The following is a 25,558-nucleotide window of genomic DNA, read 5'->3' on the forward strand; positions in this document are numbered from 1 at the left end:
CCGCAAACCTGCGGGCCGAACACGAGGGATGAAATGCCACATATCTTGATGACCGGAGCGAGCGGTGGAATCGGCACTTCCTTGCGGAAGCTGCTCCCGCCGATCTATCCGGACCTTCTGCTCAGCGATCTCCGACCGCCTGCCGATCTCTCCAGCCAGGAGACGTTCAAGGCGGCCGATCTTGCCGACCTCTCCCAGGTCGAAGCACTGTGCGATGGCATCGACGGCATCATCCATTTCGGCGGCTATTCGGTCGAAGGTCCATGGAATGACATCCTGCAGGCCAACATCATCGGCGGCTACAACCTGTTCGAGGCGGCTCGCCGCAAGGGCGTCAAGCGCGTGGTGTTCGCGTCGTCAAACCACGCGGTTGGTTTCTATCCGCGCCATCGCAAGATCGACAACGACGTGCAACCGCGTCCCGACGGCCGCTACGGCGTCAGCAAGGTGTTCGGCGAAGCGCTCGGCTCGCTCTATGCCGACAAGCACGGGCTGAAGGTGACGTGCATCCGCATCGGCAATTTCGGCGACAAGCCGCTCGACCGGCGCCGGCTGTCGATCTGGCTGAAGCCGGAGGATCTGGTCGAGCTCTGCCGCATCGGCCTCGAGCATCCGGACATTCATTTCGATGTGCTCTATGGCGCCTCGTTGAACGAGCGCGCCTGGTGGGACAATCAGCGCGCCTACGATCTCGGCTATCGCCCGACCGGCCGCGCCGAGGATTTCCGCGAGCATGCTTTTGCGGAGCAAGCCAAGCTGCCCGCCGATCCGATCGGCGACTACTTCCAGGGCGGCGCTTTCTGCACCACCGAGTTCGATGGCGACACCAGCCGGATCATCGACTGGGGGTAATTGGGCGTCGTCATTCCGGGGCGCGTCCGCAGGACGCGAACCCGGAATCTCGATGTGAGAGCGCAAGACAACTTCTGGATTCCTGGTTCGCGCTTCGCGCGCCCCGGAATGACGTTGAGAATGAAAGAAGAGAAGACCATGACCGATGGCCTGCGCAAGGGACTGACTGCCTACGGCGATGCCGGCTTCTCGCTGTTCCTGCGCAAGGCCTTCATCAAGGCCGCCGGCTATTCGGACGACGCGCTCGACCGGCCCATCGTCGGCATCACCAACACCTACAGCGACTACAACCCCTGCCATGGCAACGTGCCGCAGATCCTAGAAGCGGTGAAGCGCGGGGTCATGCTGTCCGGCGCGATGCCGTTCGTGTTTCCGACGATCTCGATCGCCGAGAGCTTCGCGCATCCGACCTCGATGTATCTGCGCAACCTGATGGCGATGGAAACCGAGGAGATGATCCGTGCCCAGCCGATGGATGCGGTTGTCGTCATCGGCGGCTGCGACAAGACCTTGCCGGCGCAGATCATGGCGGCGGTGTCGGCCGACCTGCCGACGGTGGTCATCCCCGTTGGTCCGATGGTGGTCGGTCATCACAAGGGCGAGGTGCTCGGCGCCTGCACCGATTGCCGCAGGCTGTGGGCGAAGTATCGCGCCGGCGAGATGGACGGCAGCGAGATCGAGGCGGTCAACGGCCGGCTGGCGCCGTCGGTCGGCACCTGCATGGTGATGGGAACGGCCTCGACGATGGCCTGCATCACCGAGGCCCTCGGATTGTCGCTGCCGATGAGCGCAACGATTCCGGCGCCGCATGCCGAGCGCTTCCGTTCGGCCGAAGCCAGCGGACGCGTCGCGGCCGAGATGGCCAAGGCCAAGGGGCCGAAACCGAGCGAGCTGCTGACGCCGGCCGCCTTCAAGAATGCGCAGGTGGTGCTGCAGGCAATCGGCGGCTCGACCAATGGCCTGGTGCATCTCACCGCGATCGCTGGCCGGACCCCGCACACAATCGATCTCGATGCATTCGACCGCATCGGCCGCGAGGTGCCGGTGCTGGTCGATCTCAAGCCATCCGGCGATCACTACATGGAGCATTTCCACCACGCCGGCGGCGTGCCGAAGCTGATGAAGCAGCTCGGTGATCTCATCGATCTCGATTGCCGCTCGATCACCGGCCAGTCGCTGCGCGACATCGTGGCCGCCGCCGAGGACGTGCCGGGGCAGGACGTGATCCGCTCGCGCGGTGACGCGATCAAGCCGGAGGGCGGGCTCGCGGTGCTGCGCGGCAATCTGGCGCCGCGCGGCGCGGTCATCAAGCATTCGGCGGCAAGCCCCAAGCTGCTGCAGCACACCGGGCGCGCCGTCGTGTTCGAGTCGATCGAGGACATGACCCTGCGGGTCGATGATCCCGATCTCGACGTCTCGGCGGACGACGTGCTGGTGCTGCGCAATGCCGGACCCAAAGGCGCCCCGGGCATGCCGGAGGCCGGCTATCTGCCGATCCCGAAGAAGCTCGCGCGCGGCGGCACCAAGGACATGGTGCGCATCTCCGATGCGCGCATGAGCGGCACCGCCTTCGGCACCATCGTCCTTCACATCACGCCGGAGTCCGCCGTTGGCGGGCCGCTGGCGCTGGTGCGGACCGGCGACATGATCCGGCTCGACGTCGCCAAGCGCAGCATTGACCTGCTGGTCGACGACGCCGAGCTGGACCGGCGCCGAGCTGCGCTGATGCAAGCCCCGACGCCGGAATGGGCGGAGCGCGGCTACGCGCACCTCTTTCATGAGACGATCCTGCAGGCCGACGACGGCTGCGATTTCGACTTCATGCGCCGGAAAGGGAAGGGGTGAGCGCAGTCCTACTTTCCTTTGCTGGTGAACCGCTTCACAGCGGCGCGGAATTCATCCGTGTGCATGCAGTTGATGATTGCGTCGCGCTCGGCGGCGAGCTGGTCTTCGACCGAGCTGGTCGGCGCGCGGTGGATCAGCGCCTTGGTCGCCGCGATCCCCGCCGGCACATTCTGCGCCAGCCGCGCAGCCAGCGCGTCGGTAGCTGCGACGAGCTCGGAGGCCGGGACGATTTTCGCGACCAGTCCCCATTCGTATGCCTGCGCCGCCGTGAAGCTGTCCTCGGCCAGGAATATCTGCAGCGCGCGCCGCACACCGACGGTCGCAACGACACCGACCGTGCCGCCGCCGTCGGGCGAGGCGCCGAGCTTGGCATAGGCCGGCGTGAAGCGCGCATCCTCGGCCGCAATGCAGAGATCAGCCGCGAAGGCCAGCGACATTCCTGCACCGGCGGCGGAGCCGTGCACGCTGGCGAGCACGATCTTGGGCATGCGCCGCAGGCTCGCGATGAAGGCGTGGTAGTGGTGCAGCAGCTCGCTCACGACAGGCGTGATGGTGTCGGCCTCGGCGGCAGCGCCGATCGTCTGCAGGTCGCCGCCGGCGCAGAAGGCGCGGCCTTCGCCCTTGAGGACGAGCACCCGGATGGTCGGGTCCGCCTCGACCTGCGCCGCGAGCTGTTCCAGGCGCTGCGCGATGGCGAGGTTGATGGCGTTGAACGCTGCCGGTCGGTCCAGCGTGATGGTCGCGATCGGGCCGTCAATGCTCAGGCGAGCGGGGTCCGCGGCTGCGTCCGACATTCAATCCTCCCTTGCATGGTTGTTGCCGCATTTAAAGCGCACAGCAGGCCGGTGACAATGCCGGGGAAGTCTGCGACAACCCGGCTCGGCTGGCATGACGGGAGGTAAACCCGCAGCAGACATGGCGTGCAAACACGGGATATGGACAGAATGGGGCAGGACGCAGTGACGAAGGGACCGGTTGTGATCGTGGGTGCGGGGCATGCGGGTTTCCAGCTCGCGACCTCGCTGCGTCAGGCAGGCTTTGCCGATCCCATTCACCTGATCAACGACGAGCCGCATCTGCCGTATCAGCGCCCGCCGCTGTCGAAGGCGTATCTGAAGGGCACCGGCGGTCCCGAAACCTTGATGTTTCGTCCGCAGAAGTTCTACGCGGACCAGACCATCGATCTCGTCTATGATCGTGCCGTCTCTGTTCAGCGCGATCAGCGCAAGGTGTTGCTCGCCTCCGGCAGGACGCTCGACTATGGGCACCTCGTGTTCGCGACCGGTGCGCGCAACCGCCTGCTCGACATTCCCAATGCCAGCCTCCCGGCGGTCCGTTACTTGCGCATCCTCGACGACAGCGAAGCGCTCAGGACCTTGCTGGGCGATGCCAAGCGGGTCGTCGTGATCGGCGCCGGCTTCATCGGTCTCGAATTCGCGGCGACTGCGCGGATCAAGGGCCTCGAGGTCGACGTGCTCGAGCTCGGTGCGCGGGTGATGGCGCGGGCCGTGACCGCCGAGATCTCGGACTACTTCCAGAAGCAGCATGCGGAAGCCGGCGTGCGCATCCATCTCGGCGTGCAGGCCACCAGCATCGAGGCCGACGGCAACAAGGTCACCGGCGTCAGCCTCAGCGATGGTCGGCACATCCCCGCTGACCTCGTCGTGGTCGGCGTCGGCGTGCTGCCGAATGTCGAGCTCGCCGCCGAGGCTGGATTGCAGGTCGCCTCCGGCATCGTCGTCGACGAATATCTGCTCACCAGCGATCCGCACATCTCGGCCATCGGCGACTGCGCCCTGTTCGTCAGCCAGCGCTTCGGCGGCACGCTGCGGCTGGAGTCGGTGCAGAACGCCACCGATCACGCCCGCTGCGTCGCGGCGCGGCTGACGGGCGACGTCAAGCCCTATGACGGACAGCCGTGGTTCTGGAGCGACCAGGGCAATGACAAGCTCCAGATCGCGGGGCTCACCACCGGCTATGATCAGGTGGTGCTGCGCGGTGATCCCACGCAAAAGGCATTCTCCGCATTCTGTTACAAAGAGGGCAGGCTGGTCGGCATCGAGTCCGTCAACCGTGCCGGCGACCATATGTTCGGCCGCAAGTTGCTTGCTGCGGGCGGCACCTTGGATGCAGCCAAAGCCGCTGATCCCAGCTTCGACCTGAAGAGCGCTCTCGCTTAGAGCAGCGCGCGCACCTCCTCTGCGGTCGGCATCGAAGGGCCGGCACCCATCCGCTGCACCGAGATCGATGCGGCGATGTTGGCATAGCCGATCGCATCCGCGATCGCCGCGCCCTGCGACAGCCGCGCGGCCAGCGCGCCGACGAAGCAGTCGCCGGCGCCGGTGGTGTCGACGGCCTTGACCGCGCGGCCTTCGACCAGCCTGGCCTCGGCGCCAGAAACCGCGACCGCGCCGCGCGCGCCGAGCGTGACGCAGACCGTCTGGTCGTCGCGAGGCTCGAGCGCGCGAACCGCCTCATTCACCTGCTGCGGCGTCGGCGCGTCGCCGAGTTCGATCCCGGCCAGGAAACTGAGCTCGGTTTCGTTCAGCACGAGCACATCGACCAGTGCGAACAGCGTGCTGTCGAATGCGCTCGCCGGGGCGGGGTTGAGGATCGTGGTGGCGCCGGCCGCTTTGGCGCGCTGGAAGAACGCGGCAATCGTCGCCTGCGGGATCTCGAACTGGCTGACGGCCACGTCTCCCGAGCCAAGAGACACCTGTGCCACATCGTCGGCGCTGACCTCGGCGTTGGCGCCTGATATCACCACGATCGTGTTGTCGGCCTTGGCCAGTGTGATGATCGCGGTGCCGGTCGACGCGCCCGCGCTGTCCTTGACGGCGGCGAGGTCGATGCTCTGAGCCGCGAGGAACGCGCGCAGCTGCTCGCCGAAGGCGTCGCGGCCGAGTCGGCCGATCAGCGCCGTCGGCGCGCCGAGCTTGGCTGCGGCGACCGCCTGGTTCGCTCCCTTGCCGCCGGGAAAGTACATCACCGACCGGCCGGCGACGGTCTCGCCGATGCGCGGATGGCGCTCGGCAGTCGCCACCACATCCATGTTGATGCTGCCGGCGACGACGATCCGCCCCATCCGCTTGCTCCCCACAACCGCTAGACGCGCGCCTCGAATTCCTGCCTGACCAGCTCGATGTCGGCGAGGGTCGGCAGGCCGGCCTCGTTGCCGAGCTTCTGGATCTTGAACGTCGAGGCCGCGCGCGCGAACTCGAAATGCTCCTTCCAGCCCTTCGCCGGATTGGCGAGGTACGAATACACATAGGCGCCGTGGAAGACGTCGCCGGCGCCGTTGGTGTCGATCACGCGCTCGCGCGGGATCGGATAGGCCGGCAGCGTATGCACGGCGCCGACCTCGTCATACCAGAGCAGGCCCTTCTCGCCCTGGGTGACGCCGCCAATGCGGCAGCCGCGGCTCTTCAGGTAGTCGAGCATCTTCTCCGGCGTGAGATCCATCTGCTCGCACAGCCGCTCGGCCACGATCGCGACGTCGATATATTCCAGGAGCTCATGGGTGTTGGCGCGCAGGCCGCCACCGTCGAGCGAGGTCAGGACGCCGGCCTCGCGGCACAGCTTGGCATAATGCAACGCGGCGTCGGGCTGGTGGCCATCGACATGCAGCGCCCGGCAATTGCCGAGATTGAGCAGCGGGAACGGGTGGATATGCGCATCGTCGCGGCAACGCACGATCGCGCGCTTGCCGTCCTTCGGCATGATGAAGGACAGCGAGGAGGCATTGACCTTCCGGGGGTGGACGGAGATGCCGTATTTCGCGGTCATGTCCTGGAACATCCGCCCGAGCCAGTCATTCGCGACGGTGGCGATCAGGTCGGGCACGATGCCGAGCTTGGCGCAGCAAAATGCCGCAGTCACCGCATTGCCGCCGAACGAGACGGCATAGTCGGAGGCCACGTGCTTCTCGTCCCCCGTCGGCATGTGGTCGGTGATGAACGTCACGTCGATGTAGGTCTGTCCGATGAAGAGGGCCTGCATTGCCATTTCTGTCTCACTAAGGGGTGATTGCGGCCCCGGCGCCGCAGATTAGCAAGCGGTCAAAGCGGATCAACGCTGAAATTCTTCGTCAAATCGTCACCATGGTGGTTGAGATCGGCCCTCTGCTACCGGTGGCCCCCTGCCGCCGGCGCTCGGGTCGCGCTATGGTTGCCGGCCTGCAGAAACGCAGATTCGGGAGTGGAATATGACTGTCTATGCGGGTCCGGTCTTCGAGATGGCCACCAATCAGTTCAACGTGATCGCCGACCATCTTGGCATCCCAGCCGACGAGCGGGACCGGCTTCTCTTGCCGAAGCGGGCGATCACCGTCTCGTGTCCGATCCACAAGGATGACGGCACGATCGCGGTCTATGAAGGCTACCGGGTCCAGCACCTCCTGACCATGGGACCGACCAAGGGCGGCACGCGCTTTGCTCCCACCGTCGACATCGGCGAGGTGGCGGCGCTGGCGATCTGGATGAGCTGGAAGTGCGCCCTCGTCGGGTTGCCTTATGGCGGCGCCAAGGGTGGCGTCAACGTCGATCTGTCCAAGCTGTCCCGGCGCGAGCTCGAATCGCTGTCCCGCCGCTACATGCAGGAGATGATCCCCTTCGTCGGCCCGCATACCGACGTGATGGCGCCCGACATGGGCACCAACGAGCAGGTGATGGCGTGGTTCATGGACACGTATTCCATGTACCAGGGGCAGACGGTGATGGAGATCGTGACCGGCAAGCCGGTGTTCTCCGGCGGCACCTTGGGTCGCCGCGAGGCGACCGGCCGCGGCGTCGCCCATGTGTCGAGGCGGGTGATGGATGAGCTGGGCATCGACCCGACCAAGTCCACCGCGGTCGTGCAGGGCTTTGGCAATGTCGGCTCCTATGCCGCGCTCGGCTTCCACCAGATGGGCATGAAGGTGATTGCGGTCAGCGATCACACCGGCGCCCTCCATGATCCCCGTGGTCTCGACATCCCGGCCTTGATGGCGCACGCCGCCAGGCACGGCAGCATTGCCGGCTTCTCCACCGAGCTCGCCTTCGATCCGCGGGAGATCCTGACCCTGGCCTGCGACATCCTCGTGCCGGCGGCTGTCGAGCGCGTGATCGACGCCAAGGTGGCGGCGAACCTGAAATGCCGCGTCATTGCGGAAGCCGCCAATGGCCCGACCACGCCGGATGCCGATCTGGTGCTCGACCAGCGCCGCAACGAGATCTTCCTCATTCCCGACATTCTCTGCAATTCCGGCGGCGTCATCGTCAGCTATTTCGAATGGGTGCAGGATCTGCAGCAGCTGTTCTGGGAGGAAGAGGAGGTGATGCGCAGGGAGTACCAGATCCTCGACCGTGCCTTCGAGCGCATGCTGACGCGCGGCAAGGCCGACGGCATCTCCCACCGGACCGCGGCGATGGCGATCGGCGTGGAGAAGGTGCGTGCCGCCAAGAACTCGCGAGGGCTGTTTCCGTGATCACCGGCCTCGACCACGTCGTCGTCCTGCTGCAGGACGTCCAGGCCGGCAGCGCCGCCTTCGAGACGCTGCTGGCGCGCAAGCCGTCCTGGCAGAATTCGGGCGAGGGCGCCGACCGCGTCCTGTTCACGCTCGACAATATGAGCCTGGAGCTGATGGCCCCGATGGGCCAGAGCGTGGCGGCCGACCGCATCCGCAACGTCATCAAGATCTGGGGCGAGGGGCTCGCCAGCATCTGCTTTGCCACCAACGACATCGCCAAGATGCATCGCAGATTGGAGCGCGTGGCGCTGAAGCCGGACCCGATCACCGAGGTCGAGAACACCGATCGCGTCTCGGGCCAGACGCTGCATTGGAAGCGCACCCGCGCCATGACCGATCTCACGCGTGGCGTGCGCATGTTCTTCCTCGAGCTTGCCGAGCCGCGCCCGCCGTCCGCCAAGACCGCCGATACGGCCATGCTCGGCCTCGACCATATCGTGATCTCGACCGAGGATCCCGAACGCGCCGCCGCGCTCTACGGCGCGCGGCTCGGGCTCGACATGGCGCTCGACCGCAGCCATCAGGAATGGGGGCAGTTGATGTTCTTCCGCTGCGGCGACCTGATCGTCGAGGTGGTGAAGCGGCCGGTCGCCGGCAACGACAAGGCCCATGACAAGCTGTGGGGCCTGAGCTGGCGTGTCGCCGACATCGAGGCGACGCGCGCGCGGCTGCTCGCCGCCGGCCTGCAGGTCTCCGAGCCGCGCGCCGGCCGCAAGCCGGGCACGCGGGTGATGAGCCTCTACAGCGGCACCTGCGGCATCCACACGCTGATCCTCGAGAAGACCCCGCGCGCGGCGGCGTGAGGTCGAAGCCGAGCCGACGGATGCCCAGGCGATCGACTATCAAGCCCATGTGAACGCGCTGGATGCTGCGCGGAGTGTCGGTGTGAGTCACTTCGTGCTGCTGTCCGCCATCTGCGTGCAGAAGCCGGTGCTGGCGTTTCAGAAGGCCAAGCTGGCGTTCGAAGCGCATCTGCCGGAGCAGGGGCTGACCTACTCGATCGTCCGCCCGACCGTTGAGTCCCGTCTGTCTCCCCGTCATTGCGAGGAGCGAAGCGACGAAGCAATCCAGAGTCGCGTGCGCGGCCCTGGATTGCTTCGCTTCGCTCGCAATGACGATGGTGAGAGTTGTGTCGGGGCGGTGAGACCTAAGCTGACGGAAGTGAGACATGAAGGTCCCATCTCGCGGCGCGTTTTCGCGTCCGAGCTTTGCTGATCGTCCTGCCCTCCTTGGGAAGAGGGCACGGGGAATGCCGGGCGCTGGCCGCACCCATGGCCCGCCTGCGAAAAAAATGCAGGCGGCAGGAACCACAGGTTCAGCCGAGTACACCCGGCATTCCCCGCGCGATGGTTTGACGGCTGCTTCGCGTTCTCCCCGGTGCGCCGAGCTTTCTGGCCACCGTTGCCCGCGCGACGCGTGAGCGCCAACGCAGGCGTAATACCAGCATCGGGGTATCAGGACCACGCGACTTGACCGTGCGCATCGCTGCCGTTCGTCGGCGCAGGGATCACCCACGCTGCAGCACCAACACGCCCACCGCATCCCGCACTCGACGTTCGTGACGACCGCGAAGCGCCCCTCTTGTGAGGCGGGACGGGAGAACGTATACATCAATTCTGAAAAAAAGAAAGAGATTTTTCGAGGAGTGGGTGTCGGCCGGAGCGGGCGAGTATCGCCTTCTTTATGTAGCCGGTCAGACTTTCCGACAGCAGCGCGTAGGGCGGATGAGCGAAGCGTAATCCGCCGCGCCGGCAGCAGTGAACATGCATGTCACAACGCGTCGCTTGAGCGCTGGTTGTGACCGGCGAGGAGATATCGCTGATGAAATGCGGGTCTTTCGACAGCACCCGGCCGTGTCAGCGGCGGATTACGCTTCGCTCATCCGCCCTACAAATCACAGACTGAGGTGCTCCGGTCACTCCGCACAACGTGATCCTCGCCTCAGCCGACCACGCAAGGCACGTTCATGAATCCCCGAAACCGCACCCGTCCGCCGCGCACCGGCACGCCGTCCAACTGGTAGTTCGGAAACCTCTTCACGAAGCGCGCGATCGCCACCGTGCCCTCCAGTCTTGCCAGCGCCATCCCTGCGCATTGGTGGGCGCCGGTGCCGAAGGCGAGGTGGCGGCTGGCGAGGCGGGTGATGTCGAAGCGTTCGGGATCGTCGAACTGGGCGGGATCGCGGTTGGCTGCGCCGATGCACAGCGTGACGGAGGTGCCGGGCTCGAGCGTGATGTCGCCGAGCGTGACCGGCTCGGTCGTCATGCGGTTGCCGAGCTGGTTCGAGCTCTCGTAGCGCAGGATTTCCTCGACGGCGGTGCGGATCAGGTTGGGGGTCTCGATCAGCCTCTCGCGCTCGGCCGGATGCTGGCACAGCAGGACGAGGCCGTTGCCGATCAAATTGGTGGTGGTCTCGTGTCCGGCATTGAGCAGGAAGATGCAATTGTGCAGGAGCTCCTTTTCGCTCAGCCGCTCGCCGTCGGCCTCGCCCTGGATCAGGCGCGTCAGCACGTCGCGCTCCGGATTGCCGGGTGCCGCGCGGCGGCGTGCGACCAGCGTTTCCAGATAGGCGAGGAAATCGCCGACCGCCTGGTTGCCGCGGGCAAGCTGCTCGCGCGTCAGCACCGGCTCCAGCGCGCCGAGGATGGCAAGCGACCAGTCGCGCAAGGGGCCGCGCTCCTCGTGCGGCACGCCGAGCAGGTTGCCGATGACCTCGATCGGGATCGCCGCGGCGAAATCCTCGATCAGCTCGAATCTGTCCTTCGCTGCAATCCGGTCCAGGAGCCCATCGACGAGCGCAATCAGAGCGGGCTCCATCTCGGCGATCGCCCGCGGCGACAGCGCGCCCATGATCAGGCGGCGCACCCGCGTGTGCGCCGGGGGATCGTTGAACACGAGGCTCGTCGTGTGGTGCTCGTAGAGCAGCGTGTCGCCATATTTCGGCGCGAACTCGCGCTTCTTGTCGGACGAGAACGTCTTCGTGGCCTTGTAGGCGGTGACGAGATCGTCGTAGCGGGTGAGGAAATAGGAGCCGCTGCGGAGGCGCTTGACCGGCGCATGCTGGCGCAGCGCGCGGTAGGTCGGGTAGGGATCGGCGTAGAACTCAGGCGTCAGGCGCTCGAGATCGAACTGGCTGGCGAGCGCTGCGTCGTCGGTCATCGATGGTCCTCCCGTCCGAGTCTCGTTTGTTGCTGCGACCGTCGCACGGTCGGCAGCAGAAGAAAATGCGCCACCCGGCAGCGCCGGGCACCGAGGGCAGGATCGGACCGCCCGCCCTGCCGCAGATCCGCCGCTTTCAGAGGTATAGAATTGCCTTTGGCAACGGTGAAATCCCGCCAGCGATTTCAGGGACTTGGCTGCCAAACCCTGCTGCGCCGCGGCATCTTTCTTGACATAGATCAAGTGAGTATTTACTCACGGCCGATGTCCACTTTGCGCATGACAAGCGATCTCCGCAGGCAGCTGATCCTCGGTGCAGCCAAGCGCTGCTTCGCGCGTCATGGCTATGCCGGCACCACGACCAAGAGCGTGGCTGCCGCGGCGGCGATCTCGGAAGCGCTGCTGTTCAAGCATTTCCCCTCCAAGGCGGCGCTGTATGCGGAGATCCTCACCGAGGAGTGCGAGACCGATCCGGATTTCGAGGTGCTGCTCAGCCAGGAACCTTCGACCGCGACGCTGGTCATGCTGATGGCCGGGATGGTCCGGCATTTCCTCGGCATTGCCGACGGCCCCAATGAGGAAGAAGAGCAGCGGCTGCGGCTGATGGCGTCGAGCCATCTCGATGATGGCGAATTCGCAAGGCTGCTGTATGCGAAGATCGATGATCTCATCGGCGCCAAGTTCGTTGACTCGCTGGTGACAGCCGTTGCCTCCGGTGACGCCGTGCGCTTAGTGGCCGCGCCCCGCGACCTGTTCTGGTTCGCGCATCACACCGTGTTGATGGCGGCATTGACGCGGCTTCCATCCGTTCCATGTGTGCCGTATGGAACTGCGGCGAGCCTGGAGCGCCAGCTCAGCGAATTCATCCTGCGCGGCATCGGACTGACCGACGCCGCCATTGCGTGCTACCTCGATCACGAATTGTCGCAACCTCCGGTCCGGCCGGCGACGGCAGAAAGTGCATGACATGAACATTGCGACCGAACCCAAGCTCTCCGGAAAGCCGGTCGACGACAAGCCGCGCAAGCGCACCCGCCCGGTGCTGTGGTTCATCGTGATCGGCGGCCTGCTCGCGGCGCTGGTCGGCGGCCTCGTGTGGTTCAACATGTTCCGCGACAAGATGATCGCGCAGTTCTTCGCCAATATGAAGCCGCCGCCGATCAGCGTCACCGTCGCGACCGCGAGCCCGGAGACCGTGCCGAACCTGCTGACGGCCGTCGGCGATCTCGCCGCCGTGCACCAGGTCAACGTGACCTCGGACGTCAGCGGCCGCATCACCGACATCATGTTCACCCCGGGCTCCACGGTGAAGCAGGGCGCGCCGCTGGTGCAGCTCTATGACGCGCCGGATCAGGGCGATCTCGCCAACTACAAGGCCCAGGTGACCGTGGCGCAATTGTCGCTCGATCGCGCCAAGCAACTGGCGTCGCGCCAGTTCGGGCCGCAGGCGACCGTCGACCAGGCCCAGGCCGCCTACGACCAGGCCCAGGCCGGCATCGCCAAGACCGAGGCGCTGATCGCGCAGAAGCTGGTGCGCGCGCCGTTCGACGGCGATCTCGGCGTCCGCAAGGTCGAGGTCGGCCAGTATCTCAGCGCCGGCACGCAGATCGTGTCGCTGACCGATCTGTCGGAGCTGTGGGTGAACTTCACCGTGACGGAGAAGGACAGCGGCCAGCTCAAGGTCGGCCAGACCGTCCGCATCGGCGTCGATGCCTATCCGGGCCGGACCTTCGAAGGCAAGATCACCACGATCGAGCCGCAGATCGCGACCGACACCCGCAACATCCGCGTGCAGGCGACGATCGCCAATCCGGAGCGCATCCTGAAGCCGGGCATGTTCGCCACCGCCACCGTGGTGCTGCCGGAGAAGCCGCCGGTGCTGACGGTGCCGGAGACCGCGGTCGACTACACGCTCTATGGCGACTCGGTGTTCGTGATCAACGAGAAGAAGACCGACGACGGCAAGACCGCGCTGACGGCCGACCGGATCTATGTGCAGACCGGAGATCGCATCAATGGCCGCGCGGTGATCCTGAAGGGCCTGAAGGAGGGCGATCGCGTCGTCGCCGTCGGCCAGCTCAAGATCCAGTCCGGCGCTGCCGTCGCGATCTCGACCGATCCGCCGCCGCCGGTGCCGGCGAAGCCGCCGCGCTACTGAGCGAGCCTCTGAGCCAATGTCGGGCCGCCGCCATGAGGCGGCCCGCCCGCACCTCACCCGCCTCCTGCTGACGAGATTGCCGCGATGCGTTTCACCGATATCTTCATCAAGCGCCCGGTGCTGTCGGTCGTCGTCAGCCTGCTCATCCTGCTGCTCGGCCTGCGCGCGGCGTTCGAGCTGCCGATCCGGCAATATCCGAAGCTGTCCAACACGGTCGTCAACGTTACGACCGTCTATCCCGGCGCCTCTGCCGACCTCATCCAGGGCTTCATCACGACGCCGCTGGAGCAGGCGGTCGCGTCCGCCGAGGGCGTCGACTACATCACCTCGTCCTCGGTGCAGGGCACCAGCACGATCCAGGTCTTCATCAAGCTCAACTTCGATCCGAACCAGGCGCTCACCGAGGTGCTCGCCAAGGTCAACTCGGTCCGCTACCTCATCCCGAAGGAATCCAACGATCCGATCGTGACCAAGACCACGGGGCAGACGACGTCGGTGATGTATCTCGGCTTCTCCAGCGAGGAGCTGTCGGGATCGGCGATCTCGGACTATCTGACGCGCGTGGTGCAGCCGGTGCTGTCGACGGTCGACGGCGTCGCTGCGGCCAACATTCTCGGCGGCCAGACCTTCGCGATGCGGATCTGGCTGAACCCCGAGAAGATGGCCGGCCGCAACGTGTCGCCGACGGATGTCGCGGCGGCGATCGCGGCCAACAACTTCCAGTCCGCGGCCGGCCAGGCCAAGGGCTACTTCATCGTCTCCAACATCACGACGAATACCGGCCTGACCGACGTCAACCAGTTCAAGCGGATGATCGTCAAGGCCAAGGACGGCGGCTTCGTCCGCATGGAGGACATCGCCACCGTCGAGCTCGCGGCGCAGAGCACCGATGCCAGTGTCGCCTTCAGCGGCGAGCGCGCGATCTTCATCGGCGTCGACGCGACGCCGCAGGGCAACCCGCTCAACATCGTCAAGGGTGTGCGCGCGCTGTTCCCCGACCTCGAGCGCAACCTGCCGCCATCGATGAAGATGAAGGTGGCCTATGATTCCACCAAGTTCATCCAGTCCTCGATCGACGAGGTCGAGCATACGCTCGGCGAAGCGGTGCTGATCGTCATCGTCGTGATCTTTTTGTTCCTGGCGTCGCTGCGCTCGGTCATCATCCCCGTGGTGACCATCCCGCTGTCGCTGATCGGCGTCTGCACGATGATGCTGGCGTTCGGCTTCAGCATCAATCTGTTGACGCTGCTGGCCATGGTGCTGGCGATCGGCCTCGTCGTCGACGACGCCATCGTCGTGGTGGAGAACATCCACCGCCATCTGGAGGAGGGCAAGGCGCCGGTGCAGGCTGCATTGCAGGGCGCGCGCGAGATCGTCGGTCCGGTCATCTCGATGACCATCACGCTGGCGGCGGTGTATGCGCCGATCGGCTTCCTCGGCGGTCTGACCGGCTCGCTATTCCGTGAGTTCGCCTTCACGCTCGCCGGCTCCGTCATCGTGTCGGGAGTCATTGCTTTGACGCTGTCGCCGATGATGTGCTCGGTGCTGCTGAAGAGCGCCGATGAGGGCCGCTTCGCGCGCCTCGTCAACCGGGTGTTCGGCGCGATGACGCGCTGGTACGGCCGCCGGCTCGACCGCTCGCTCGACTACCGGCCGGTGACCGCGCTGTTCGCGCTGACGATCCTCGGCCTGGTCGGCTTCCTCTACATGCACACCTCGAAGGAGCTGGCGCCGGAGGAGGATCAGGGCATCGTGTTCTCGATCACCAAGGCGCCGAAATACGCCAACATCGACTACATCAACTTCTACACCGACAAGGTCGACAAGGCGTTCGCGAAGTTCCCCGAGACCGACCTTCGCTTCGTTCTGAACGGCATCCTCGGCCCGCAGGGCGGCTTTGCCGGCATGCTGCTCAAGCCCTGGGACGAGCGCACGCGCTCCTCGATCAAGCTGAAGCCGCTGGTGCAGGCGGAGCTGTCGAAGATCGAGGGCATCAACGCCTTCGCCTTCAACCTGCCGGCGCTGCCGGGCGGCCCCGGCGGTCTGCCGGTGCAGATGGTGATTAGCTCGACCAGCGGCTTCCAGGCGGTCTATGAGCAGATGGCCAAGCTGAAGGACGCCGCGCGCAAGAGCGGAATGTTCATCGTCTCCGACAGCGACCTCGAGTTCAACCAGCCGGTGGTCAAGGTCTGGATCAATCGCAGCAAGGCGAGCGATCTCGGCATCACCATGCAGTCGATCGGCAACACGCTCGCGGTGCTGCTCGGCGGCAACTACATCAACCGCTTCAACCTCGAAGGCCGCTCCTATCAGGTGATCCCGCAGGTGCCGCGCGACAAGCGGCTGTCGCCGGAATCGCTGTCGGGCTACTATGTCGCGACCGCCGCCGGCCAGCAGGTGCCGCTGTCGACGGTGGTCAACATCGAGACCGCGACCGACCCGAACTCGCTGACGCATTTCAACCAGCTCAACTCGGCGACCTTCTCCGCCGTGCCGATGCCCGGCGTCACGGTCGGGCAGGCCGTCGACTTCCTGGAGAAGCAGGCCAAGAACCTGCCGTCCGGCTTCAGCCACGATTATCTCGCCGACGCCCGTCAATACGTCCAGGAAGGCAACCAGCTCGCCATCACCTTCGGCTTCGCGCTGATCATCATCTTCCTGGTGCTGGCGGCGCAGTTCGAGAGCCTGCGCGATCCGTTCGTCATCATGATCAGCGTGCCCATGGCGATCGTCGGCGCCTTGATCCCGCTGTTCTTCGGCCTCGCGACCATGAACATCTACACCCAGGTCGGCCTGCTGACGCTGGTCGGCCTGATCACCAAGCACGGCATCCTGATGGTGGAGTTCGCCAACGAGCTGCAACTCAACGAGGGGATGGACCGCCGCACCGCCATCGAGACGTCCGCGCGCATCCGCCTGCGGCCGATCCTGATGACGACGGCGGCGATGGTCACCGGCTTGATCCCGCTCTTGACCGCGACCGGTGCCGGCGCCGCCAGCCGCTTCTCGATCGGCCTCGTCGTCGTCGCCGGCATGTCGATCGGCACGCTGTTCACGCTGTTCGTGCTGCCGGCCGTCTACACCGTCATCGCCACCGACCACCAGGCCGCCGCCAAGTCGCAGCGCGCCCGGCAGATCGCCCAGTTCGACGCCGAGACCGACCACGCGCTGAAGGCGACGTGAGCAGTTTCTTTGGGTTGCTGAAGATCAACGGCGGCTGCTCCTGGCAGTCGCCGTTTTTGTCGGGCCGTCTCTTACTCCCCTTACTGTCGTCACGGCCGGCGGCGCCCGCCGCGGCGCTCAGCACAGCGGCCTCTTAAAGAACAGATGGTCGAGCAGGATCAGCAGAGCGGCGATGCAGATGATGATGAAAAACGCGAAGGCGTAGTGCAAGGACCGATGGAAGTGCGCGCGATAGGCGCGGGAATATTCGTCGGCAGTCACACGGCGGAGCGTGAACCAGCCGCGCCATTCCGGTGCATGGCTCGCCATCAAGACCCGCTCGCGAAACGCCAGCGCCCAGTATACGACGCCAGCCCCCATGTCGACGATCGTCAACAATCGCAGGAGATCCTCAGCCATTCGAGCTAGCATGGAGAGACCTCGCTCACTGCTCCTGCTGCGGATCGAGCGCGTCGCGCAGGCCGTCGCCGAGGAGGTTGAGCGACAGCACGACGAGGAAGATCGCAAGCCCCGGCCAGATCGCCATCCATGGCGCGTTGGTGAGGAAGCGCTGGGCGGCGTTGAGCATGCTGCCCCAGGACGGCGCCGGCGGCTGCTGGCCCAACCCCAGGAACGAGAGCGCGGCCTCGGCGATGATGGCGGCGGCGACCGACAAGGTCGCCTGCACCAGCAGCGCCGGCATGATGTTCGGCAGGATGTGCCTGACCGCGATCTGCAGGTCGGTGTCGCCGACGCTGCGCGCGGCTTCGACATATTCCTCGACCTTGACGCTCATCACCTCGCCGCGGGTCAGCCGGACGAAGATCGGTGTTGCCGAGATGCCGATCGCGATCATGGCATTGCCGAGGCTCGGCCCCAGGAACGCCGCCAGTGCGATCGCCAGGATCAGGAACGGGCAGGCCAGCATCGCGTCGGTGACGCGGCTGATCAGGGCATCGATGAAGCCGCCGCGGTAGCCTGCGAGCATGCCGATGGGGACGCCGATCGCCAGCGCAATGGCGACGGAGATCGCACCGGCCAGCAGCGAGGCCCGCGCGCCGTAGATGACGCGGGCCAATACGTCGCGGCCGAGATCGTCGGTGCCGAACCAATGCGCCGCCGACGGCGCCTTGCGCACCAGCGCCCAGCTCGTCTTGATGGGATCGGCGGGCGCCACCAGCGGCGCAAGCACGGCGAGCAGGACGAAGACCGTGATCAGGCCGAGCCCGACCATGGCACCCTTGCGCTTGACGAGGCGGCGCAGGGTGCGCTGCATCGGCCGTTCGAGCGGGGCGAGGGCGCGGGCTCCGTGCGGAGCTGACAGGATCGTCTCGGCCATGTCAGCTCCTCAGCCGCGGGTTGACGAGGACATAGGCGAGATCGGCGACCAGGTTCAGCATGATGTAGACGGTGGCGGTGACCAGCACGACACCCTGCACCACCGCGTAGTCGCGATTGAACACGGCATCGACGATCAGCTTGCCGAAGCCGGGGATCGAGAAGATCTGCTCGGTCAGCACCGCGCCGGACAACAGCGTGCCGAGCTCGAGCGCGCCCAGCGTGATGACCGGCGTCAAGGCGTTGCGCAGCGCATGGCCGAGGATGACCTGGCGTTCGGAGATGCCCTTGGCGCGCGCGGTGCGGATGTAGTCGCTGCTCAGAACCTGCAGCATCGCGCTGCGGGTGTGGCGCATCAGGATCGCGGCGATGGCATTGCCGAGCACGAAGGCCGGCATGATGGTGGCGGCGAGGCTGGCCCGCCAGTCCTCGGCGGGCGAGACGTAACCGGAGGCGGGGAGCCAGCCGAGCTGGATCGAGAACAGGAAGATCAGCATGATGCCGAGCCAGAAATTCGGCGTCGAGATGCCCCACAGCGCAAACAGGTTTGCGGCATAGTCCCAGGCCGTCCCGCGCTTCACGGCGGAAATGATGCCGGCGGGAATGCCGATCAGGAACGCGATCACGATCGCCATCGACGCGAGCTGCAGGGTCACCGGCAGCTTCTGCAGGATGAGATCGCGCACCGGCATCTTGATGCGCAGCGACTCGCCGAAATCGCCCGAGAGCACGCCCTTGATCCAGTAGCCGTACTGAACCGGAAGCGGCTGGTCGAGGCGATACTGCTTGCGGATCTGCTCGATCACCGCGGGATCGCGCTCCTCGCCGGCCATCACCAGCGCGGGGTCGCCGGGCAGGAGTTGCTGCAGCGAGAAGATGAGGATGGAGACGAAGATCAGCGTCGGGATGATCTGGCCGAGGCGGCGCGCGAGGAAGGTCAGCATGATCAGCTCTTCCTGCGGCGCTGAAGATGTCGGCCGTCGGATGCAGGTCGCGCCTCCTGCGTTCCCTCCCCCCTTGTGGGGGAGGGACAGGGAGGGGGGTACCCCACGGGAGGTCGGAGTTCGTGGCACCCCCCACCCCGGCCCTCCCCCACAAGGGGGGAGGGAGCGGAGTGAGTTCGGTGTGCCGGCAACGGCCTCGTGCAGCGATGATACGTTCGATCAAATGCCGGTCGCGCTCCTAGCGTTCCCTCCCCCACAAGGGGGGAGGGAGCAGAGGGAGTTCGCCGCGTCGGCTGCGCGTCCCGGCGAACAGAGGCCACCCGACCGCTCATTTCAGCTTCAGCCCGACCACGCGCACCAGGCCGTCCGGCATCTGCTTGTAGCCTTCGAGCTTCTTTGTGTGGGCGATCAGGATACGGCGGTGATAGAGGTAGAGGATCGGCTCATCCTCGATCTCGAGCTTCGTCAGTTTCTCGTAGAGCGCCTTGCGCTGGGCCATGTCGGTCACGAGCCGCGCGTCGCTGAGCGCCTTGTCGGCCTCGGCGTTGGCCCAGACGCTGTAGTTCTGCGGCGCGTTGCGGTGCAGGAACACGTAACTGTTGCCGTCGGGATCGATGCGGCCGCTCCATGACAGCATGAAGGCCTGATAGTCGCCGGCCTCGGCCTGCTTCAGCGAGGTCGCCAACTCGGTGACCCGGATCTTCAGGTCAAAGCCGGCCTCGGCAGCCATCGACTGCACGACCTGGGCGGCGGCCTCGGTCTCGGCGCCCTTCGGCACCATGAAATCGACGGCGACCGGCGGCGTGACGCCGGCCTCCTTCAGCAGCGCCTTGGCCTTCTCGACATCGCGAGCACGGACCGGGAAGGCCTTCTGATAGTAGGGATGCGAGGGATTGACCCACTGGTTACCCGGCATGAACTCGCCGTTGAAGACGACTTGGTTGAGCGCCTCGCGATCGATCGCGAGGTCGAGCGCCTGCCGCACCTTGGCGGACTGGCTGAGCGGACCCTTGGCCTTGTCCTTGCCGATGTTGAGCGTGATGCCCTGATAGCCGAGCTCGATCGCGGTCGAGAGCGCGAGCCTGGAATCGGCGCGCACGTCCTTGATGTCGGTGGCGAGCACGCGCTCGATCAGGTCGAGCGCGCCGGATTTCAGGTTCGCCAGCCGCACCGTGGCGTCGACGATCGGCTGGTAGACGATCCTGTCGATGAAGACGTTGTCCTTGTTCCAGTAGTCGGCGAACTTCTCGAATACGATCTTGTCCTGCTGGACACGCTCGACGAATTTGTAGGGACCGGCACAGACCGGGCGCAGGCCGAACTTGTCGCCGGCCTCCTTGGCCGCCTTCGGCGACACCATCATGCCGGCGCGGTCGGTGAGCTGGGCGATCAGCGGCGAGAATGGCGCCTTCAGGACGAGCTTGATCGTCAAGGGATCGACGACGTCGACGTGATCGAGCGACGCCAGCTCGGGCTTGCGGAACGAGCCGGGGAGGGTGAGGTGGCGGTCGAGTGAGAATTTGGCGGCCTCAGCGTCGAACGGCTCGCCGTCGTGGAATTTCACGCCGGACCGCAGCTTGATGATGACCTCCTTGCCGTCGGCCGAGGTCTCCTGCGACAGCGCGAGCTGCGGCACGATGTTCAGCTTCTCGTCGATGTCGAACAGCTTATCGCAGGTCGCGGCGAAGACGATGCGGCCGACATAGGTGCGGGCCATGGTCGGATCGAGAACGTCGGGGTCCTCGGCAAGGCCGATGCGCAAGGTGGTCTGCGCCTGCGCGACCGGCCCCCAAGAGGCCACGACAACGGCCGCGACCGCGGCCAAGCACCAGTTCCTCATCATCCGATGTCCCTCACGCGAATGCAGCCTGCGTTGTTGCACTATCAATACCAACCCCGATCACGTGCCATGCTTCCGGCTTGGTCATGTCTGGTTCGCGAGCGCGGCGGCGATGCCGGCATCAATCGTGGCGCGATCCGTGATCCCTGCAGGATTGTCGCGCGTCGGCATGAACTGCCGGAATACGGCCCAATGCTTGCGGCTGACGCTCTCCAGTCGTTCGAGCTCTGCCAGCGGATCGGGGTGATCGTCGACGCGCAGATCGAGCTCGGACCATTCCTCCTTGCCGTGGACGAGGAGGGCAGCGGACTGTTTGCCGCGCTTGTCGCCGCCGGCGGCCTCGCCGGCCTTCATGGCGGCGATCAGGCGCAGGGCGAGGGGCAGAGCGCTGTTGGCGAGAAAGGCGTTCGCGGTCTCGTTCAGCACTTGTGGGCCGGCCAGCATGTTGCCGGCAATTGAAAAGCCCCGGCCTTCGAGATGGCCGCACCAATCGATGCAGTCGCGGCCGGTGTGGGCGGCAATCTGGCCGTTGCGATCGAGGATGTGGAGCTGGCGGCTCTCGCGGCCGGGATCGGCAGATGTCAGCAGTTGCACGATCTCGCGCGGATGCCGGCCGTCGCGCAGCAGCGTGACGCCGTCGATGCCGTAATAGGGATTGACCAGCGCCTGGGTGGCGATGCCGCCGTGGCCGGCGACGATGAAGGGCACGCGCGCGCCGACGGCGAAGAAGCGGGTGGCGACGGCGATGCCGATCTGGCCGGTGAGATCGTCCTTGGCAATGATCGACCAGGTCATCGTCGCGTCGCTCTCTTATCGTCCGGCCGCGTAACCCTGCATGCCCCGCGGATTGGCCGCGGCGCGGCGGCGGCGGCCCACGCGGGAGGCCGCGGTGAGGCGGCCCTCCGACCAGTCGGGGCCGACTTCGACCACATGGCCGCGGCGGCGCAGCTCCTCGACGGTCGCCTTGGGCACGCGGCCCTCGACCACGAGCACGCCGGGGCGCGCGGTGCGCGGCCAGAACGAGATCGGGAAGTGTTCGGAGTGCCACGCCGGCGCGTCGATCGACTCTTGCAGGTTCATGCCGGCATGGACGTGGCGCAGGAAGAACTGCGTGTTCCACTGGTCCTGCTGGTCGCCGCCGGGCGAGCCCCAGGCGACGTAGGGCTCGCCGTCGCGCAGCGCCATGGTCGGCGACAGCGTGGTGCGCGGCCGCTTGCCCGGCACCAGCGCGGCTGGATGATCCTCCTCCAGCCAGAACATCTGCGCGCGAGTCCCCAGGCAGAAGCCGAGCTCGGGGATGACCGGCGATGATTGGAGCCAGCCGCCGGACGGCGTGGCCGAGATCATGTTGCCTTGGGAGTCGATGATGTCGAAATGCACGGTGTCACCGCGCACCTCGCCGAAGCGGCCGACGGTCGGCTCGCCCGAGCCCATTGCGCCGACGGCCTCGCGGTGGCCTTGGGCCTCGCGCAGCTTCACCTTGGCGCCGTAGCCGTCGAGCGTGCCGGGACGCAGCTCGAGCGAGGCCTTGTCGGTGATCAGCTTGCGCCGCTCGTCGTTGTAGGCATCGGACAGCAGCATGCCGATCGGGATGTCGGCAAACTTCGGATCGCCGTAGAACGCTTCGCGGTCGGCGAACGCAAGCTTCGCCGCTTCGATCTGCCAATGGATGAAGTCGGGTCCGGTCGGATCGAGGCCGTCGAGCGCAAATCCCTTGAGCAGTGCGAGCTGCTGCAGCAGCACCGGGCCCTGGCTCCAGACGCCGGCCTTGCACACGGTGTAGCGGCCGTACTCGTAGGTGAGCGGCGCCTCGATGGTCGGCTGCCAGCGCGCCATGTCGTCGGCGGTCAGCACGCCCTTGTGGCGCGAACCCGAGACGTCCATCACCTCCTGCGTCCGGCAGAAGCGGTCGATCGCCTCGGCGACGAAGCCCTGCGACCAGGCCTTGCGCGCGCGCTCGATCTGCGCGTCGCGATCACCACCCGCGCTTTCGCCTTCGCTCAGGATGCGCGCGTAGGTTTCCGCAAGCTGTGGATTGGTGAACAGCGTGCCCGGCCTCGGCACCTCGCCATTGGGCAGATAGAGCGCGGCCGAGGTCGGCCAATGCGTCTTGAACAGCTGCTCGACGGTCTGGATCGTCGCGGAGACGCGCTCGACCAGCGGATAGCCGTCGCGCGCGTAGGAAATTGCCGGCTCCAGCACGTCGCGCAGCCGCATCGTGCCATAGTCGCGCAGCAGCAGCATCCAGGACTCGAAGGTGCCGGGCACGCAGGCCGCGAGCAGGCCGGTGCCGGGGATCATGTCGAGGCCCTCGCGCTTGTAGTGCGCAATGGTGGCGCCTGATGGCGCCGGGCCCTGGCCGCAGATGACCTTGGTGCGTCCGCGTCTGACGTCGTGCAGGATGATCGGCACGTCGCCGCCGGGACCGTTCAGATGCGGCTCCACCACCTGCAGGGTGAAGGCCGCCGCGACGCCGGCATCGAAGGCGTTGCCGCCGCGCTCCAGCATCGCCATGCCGACGGCGGTGGCCAGCCAGTGCGTCGAGGTGACGACGCCGAAGGTGCCGTCGATCTCGGGGCGGGTCGTGAAGGGATCGGGGTTGATGAAGCTCATTGCCGGCTTTGCCTATCCTATCGAGTCGCCGTCATTGCGAGCGAAAGCGAAGCAATCCAGGACCGTGGACGACGCCCTGGATTGCTTCGTCGCTTCGCTCCTCGCAATGACGACCCATTCAAATTTCGCCTCATCGCTCATCACAACTCAGGCCGGCACAGCGGCCGCAGCCGGCTGGTTCACCGCATGGCAGGCAACGCCGCCGATCAGCTCGGGCGCCTGCTGCCGGCACAGATCGAATGCAAGGGGACAGCGTGGGTTGAAGGTGCAGCCCGGAGGCGGGTTGATCGGGTTCGGGATCTCGCCTTTGACCGGAATGCGCTGGCGGCCCGACATCGACAGGTCCGGCACCGCGCCGAGCAGCATCTTGGTGTAGGGCATGCGCGGATCGCTGAACAGCGTGCGGCCGTCCGCGATCTCGACGATGCGGCCGAGATACATCACGCCGATGCGGCTCGCCATGTGGCGCACGACCGCGAGATTGTGGCTGATGAACAGATAGGTCAGGCCGAACTTGTCTTGCAGGTCGCGCATCAGATTGAGGATCTGCGCCTGCACGGAGACGTCGAGCGCCGAGGTCGGCTCGTCGCAGACGATGAACTCGGCCTCCGAGGCGAGCGCGCGCGCGATGGCGATACGCTGGCGCTGGCCGCCGGAGAACTCGTGCGGGAATTTCTGGCCGTCGTCGGGATGCAGCCCGACCAGGGTCAGCAGCTCGCCGACGCGGTCCTTGATCTGGCGCTCGCCCTCGATGATGTCAAAGGCGCGGATCGGCTCGGCGATGATGCTATCGACGCGGAAGCGCGGATTGAGGCTCGCGTAAGGATCCTGAAACACCATCTGGATGCGGCGGCGCAGCGTGCGCCGCACCTGGGCCTGGCGCGCATCGCTCATCGACACGCCGTCGATGATGACCTCTCCCGACGTCGGCGCCAGCAGCCCGACCACCATGCGCGCGACCGTGGTCTTGCCCGAGCCGGATTCGCCGACCAGCGCGAAGGTCTCGCCCTTCCTGATCCCGAAGCTGACGCCGTCGACCGCCTTCAGGAACTCCTGCGGCTGACGCTCGATCACGCGGTTGAGCCAGGGCTTCGAGACGTCGAACACCCGGCGCAGATTCCTGACCTCGACGAAATCGGTCATGCCGCGGTCTCCGCCGCGCGATCATAGAGGTGACAGGCGACCGCCTGCGTGCCCTGGCGCAGCGGCTCCGGCCGATCGACGCGGCAGCGGTCGAAGGCGAAGCTGCAGCGCGGATTGAACGAGCAGCCGGGCGGGATCGCGGACAGCCGCGGCATCGAGCCTGGGATCTGCACCAGCCGCTTCTCCTCGCCCGCGAGCGTCGGGATCGCACCCATCAGGCCCTTGGCGTAGGGGTGCAGCGGGTTATTGATCACCTCCTGCACCGGGCCGATCTCGGCCACGCGGCCGGCATACATCACCGCGACGCGGTCGCAGGTCTCGGCGATCACGCCCATGTCGTGGGTCACCAGCATCACGGCGGTGCCGTGGTCGCGGCCGAGCCGCTTGATCAGCGAGATGATTTGCGCCTGCACGGAGACGTCCAGCGCGGTGGTCGGCTCGTCTGCGATGATCAGCTCCGGTTCGGCGCACAGCGCCAGCGCGATCACGACGCGCTGGCGCATGCCGCCGGAGAATTCGTGCGGATAGCCGTCGATGCGCTTCTCGGGCGCCGATATGCCGACCTCAGCGAGCAGGTCGATGGCTCGCTTGCGCGCCTGCTGCTCGGTGAGGTTGGTATGGGTCCTGATGGTCTCGATGATCTGGTCGCCGACGCGATACAGCGGATTGAGCGAGGTCAGCGGATCCTGGAAGATCATGCCGATGCGCTTGCCGCGCACCTTGCGCATCTCCTCCGGCGGCAGATTGTCGACACGCAATCCCGAGAGCTGGATCTCGCCGCCGGAGATGCGGCCCGGAGGATCGATCAGGCCGATCACGGCGAGGCCGGTGACGGATTTGCCGGCACCGGATTCGCCGACGACGCCGAGCACCTCGCCCTTGGCGATGTCGTAGGAGACGCCGTCGATCGCGCGCAGGGTGCCGCGCCGGGTCGCGAACTCGACCTGCAGGTTGCGCACGGACAGAACGGGGGCGGTCATGAGCTCAAGCCTCGGAAG

At 66.1% G+C, this 25,558-nt stretch carries 21 protein-coding genes and 1 pseudogene; 9 read left to right on the forward strand and 13 right to left on the reverse strand.

Going from position 1 to position 25,558, the window contains the following annotated elements; translation table 11 throughout:
• Nucleotides 1-33 precede the first annotated feature (33 nt).
• Nucleotides 34-852 carry an NAD(P)-dependent oxidoreductase gene (locus QX070_RS11560; protein WP_315737184.1) on the forward strand — a complete coding sequence of 273 codons (819 nt, stop codon included), beginning with the start codon at nucleotides 34-36 and terminating at the stop codon, nucleotides 850-852.
• Nucleotides 853-990: 138 nt separating this feature from the next.
• Nucleotides 991-2,697, forward strand: a complete 1,707-nt coding sequence (locus QX070_RS11565) for an IlvD/Edd family dehydratase (protein ID WP_315737710.1) — start codon at nucleotides 991-993, stop codon at nucleotides 2,695-2,697.
• Nucleotides 2,698-2,705: 8 nt separating this feature from the next.
• On the opposite strand, the gene QX070_RS11570 is transcribed toward QX070_RS11565, so the two are convergent.
• On the reverse strand, nucleotides 2,706-3,491 hold the full coding sequence (locus QX070_RS11570; RefSeq protein WP_315737185.1) for an enoyl-CoA hydratase/isomerase family protein: 786 nt from the start codon (nucleotides 3,489-3,491) through the stop codon (nucleotides 2,706-2,708).
• A 150-nt stretch (nucleotides 3,492-3,641) separates the two neighbouring features.
• Between QX070_RS11570 and QX070_RS11575 the strand changes: the two genes are divergently transcribed.
• Nucleotides 3,642-4,877, forward strand: a complete 1,236-nt coding sequence (locus tag QX070_RS11575; RefSeq protein WP_315737186.1) for an NAD(P)/FAD-dependent oxidoreductase — start codon at nucleotides 3,642-3,644, stop codon at nucleotides 4,875-4,877.
• Here QX070_RS11575 and rbsK read toward each other — a convergent pair.
• Both rbsK and QX070_RS11585 read right to left on the reverse strand, forming a co-directional pair.
• The gene (rbsK, locus tag QX070_RS11580; protein ID WP_315737187.1) at nucleotides 4,874-5,782 is read right to left on the reverse strand and encodes a ribokinase; all 909 of its coding nucleotides are present in this window, start codon (nucleotides 5,780-5,782) and stop codon (nucleotides 4,874-4,876) included. The two genes, QX070_RS11575 and rbsK, sit on opposite strands and share 4 nt — an antisense overlap.
• A 20-nt stretch (nucleotides 5,783-5,802) precedes the next feature.
• Nucleotides 5,803-6,696: a sugar kinase gene (locus QX070_RS11585; protein WP_315737711.1), complete on the reverse strand. Its 894-nt coding sequence runs from the start codon at nucleotides 6,694-6,696 to the stop codon at nucleotides 5,803-5,805.
• 205 nt (nucleotides 6,697-6,901) lie between these two features.
• On the opposite strand from QX070_RS11585, the gene QX070_RS11590 reads away from it, so the two are divergent.
• The 3 genes and pseudogenes from QX070_RS11590 to QX070_RS11600 all read left to right on the forward strand — a co-directional run.
• Entirely contained in the window at nucleotides 6,902-8,161 is a 1,260-nt protein-coding gene (locus QX070_RS11590; RefSeq protein WP_315737188.1) for a Glu/Leu/Phe/Val dehydrogenase, read from the forward strand.
• Nucleotides 8,158-9,006, forward strand: coding sequence for a VOC family protein (locus QX070_RS11595; RefSeq protein WP_315737189.1), 849 nt, complete (start codon nucleotides 8,158-8,160; stop codon nucleotides 9,004-9,006). Before QX070_RS11590 ends, QX070_RS11595 begins: the two co-directional genes overlap by 4 nt.
• Nucleotides 9,007-9,019: 13 nt before the next feature.
• Nucleotides 9,020-9,217: pseudogene (locus tag QX070_RS11600) on the forward strand (NAD(P)H-binding protein); the annotation flags it as partial.
• Between the two features lie 596 nt (nucleotides 9,218-9,813).
• On the opposite strand, the gene QX070_RS11605 reads toward QX070_RS11600, so the two are convergent.
• Nucleotides 9,814-10,050: a hypothetical protein gene (locus QX070_RS11605; protein WP_315737190.1), complete on the reverse strand. Its 237-nt coding sequence runs from the start codon at nucleotides 10,048-10,050 to the stop codon at nucleotides 9,814-9,816.
• Nucleotides 10,051-10,144: 94 nt separating this feature from the next.
• A complete protein-coding gene (locus tag QX070_RS11610; RefSeq protein WP_315737191.1) occupies nucleotides 10,145-11,362 on the reverse strand; it encodes a cytochrome P450 in 1,218 nt (405 codons plus the stop codon).
• Between the two features lie 279 nt (nucleotides 11,363-11,641).
• Here QX070_RS11610 and QX070_RS11615 point away from each other — a divergent pair, with 279 nt between their 5' ends.
• From QX070_RS11615 to QX070_RS11625, 3 genes are all read left to right on the forward strand, one after another.
• Complete coding sequence (locus tag QX070_RS11615) at nucleotides 11,642-12,328, forward strand: helix-turn-helix domain-containing protein (protein ID WP_315737712.1); 687 nt, start codon at nucleotides 11,642-11,644, stop codon at nucleotides 12,326-12,328.
• A 1-nt stretch (nucleotide 12,329) separates the two neighbouring features.
• Nucleotides 12,330-13,520, forward strand: coding sequence for an efflux RND transporter periplasmic adaptor subunit (locus QX070_RS11620; RefSeq protein ID WP_315737192.1), 1,191 nt, complete (start codon nucleotides 12,330-12,332; stop codon nucleotides 13,518-13,520).
• 84 nt (nucleotides 13,521-13,604) lie between these two features.
• Entirely contained in the window at nucleotides 13,605-16,703 is a 3,099-nt protein-coding gene (locus QX070_RS11625) for a MexW/MexI family multidrug efflux RND transporter permease subunit (protein ID WP_315737193.1), read from the forward strand.
• 117 nt (nucleotides 16,704-16,820) lie between these two features.
• Here the strand turns inward: QX070_RS11625 and QX070_RS11630 are convergent, their stop codons facing one another.
• The 8 genes from QX070_RS11630 to QX070_RS11665 form a co-directional block, all read right to left on the reverse strand.
• Nucleotides 16,821-17,102 carry a hypothetical protein gene (locus QX070_RS11630; protein WP_315737194.1) on the reverse strand — a complete coding sequence of 94 codons (282 nt, stop codon included), beginning with the start codon at nucleotides 17,100-17,102 and terminating at the stop codon, nucleotides 16,821-16,823.
• 25 nt (nucleotides 17,103-17,127) lie between these two features.
• Nucleotides 17,128-17,958, reverse strand: a complete 831-nt coding sequence (locus tag QX070_RS11635) for an ABC transporter permease (protein WP_315737713.1) — start codon at nucleotides 17,956-17,958, stop codon at nucleotides 17,128-17,130.
• Nucleotides 17,959-18,022: 64 nt separating this feature from the next.
• On the reverse strand, nucleotides 18,023-18,964 hold the full coding sequence (locus QX070_RS11640; RefSeq protein WP_315737195.1) for an ABC transporter permease: 942 nt from the start codon (nucleotides 18,962-18,964) through the stop codon (nucleotides 18,023-18,025).
• A gap of 328 nt (nucleotides 18,965-19,292) precedes the next feature.
• Nucleotides 19,293-20,804, reverse strand: a complete 1,512-nt coding sequence (locus QX070_RS11645; protein WP_315737196.1) for an ABC transporter substrate-binding protein — start codon at nucleotides 20,802-20,804, stop codon at nucleotides 19,293-19,295.
• 84 nt (nucleotides 20,805-20,888) lie between these two features.
• Entirely contained in the window at nucleotides 20,889-21,599 is a 711-nt protein-coding gene (locus tag QX070_RS11650; RefSeq protein ID WP_315737197.1) for a DUF1028 domain-containing protein, read from the reverse strand.
• Between the two features lie 15 nt (nucleotides 21,600-21,614).
• Nucleotides 21,615-23,417 carry a gamma-glutamyltransferase family protein gene (locus QX070_RS11655; RefSeq protein ID WP_315737198.1) on the reverse strand — a complete coding sequence of 601 codons (1,803 nt, stop codon included), beginning with the start codon at nucleotides 23,415-23,417 and terminating at the stop codon, nucleotides 21,615-21,617.
• Nucleotides 23,418-23,564: 147 nt separating this feature from the next.
• Nucleotides 23,565-24,560 (reverse strand): oligopeptide/dipeptide ABC transporter ATP-binding protein, encoded by a 996-nt coding sequence (locus QX070_RS11660; RefSeq protein WP_315737199.1) that lies wholly within the window; start codon nucleotides 24,558-24,560, stop codon nucleotides 23,565-23,567.
• Nucleotides 24,557-25,540, reverse strand: a complete 984-nt coding sequence (locus QX070_RS11665; protein ID WP_315737200.1) for an ABC transporter ATP-binding protein — start codon at nucleotides 25,538-25,540, stop codon at nucleotides 24,557-24,559. Before QX070_RS11665 ends, QX070_RS11660 begins: the two co-directional genes overlap by 4 nt.
• Nucleotides 25,541-25,558 lie beyond the last annotated feature (18 nt).

Origin of the sequence: Bradyrhizobium sp. SZCCHNR1093 (genome assembly GCF_032381175.1) — a bacterium.
Lineage (GTDB): Bacteria > Pseudomonadota > Alphaproteobacteria > Rhizobiales > Xanthobacteraceae > Bradyrhizobium.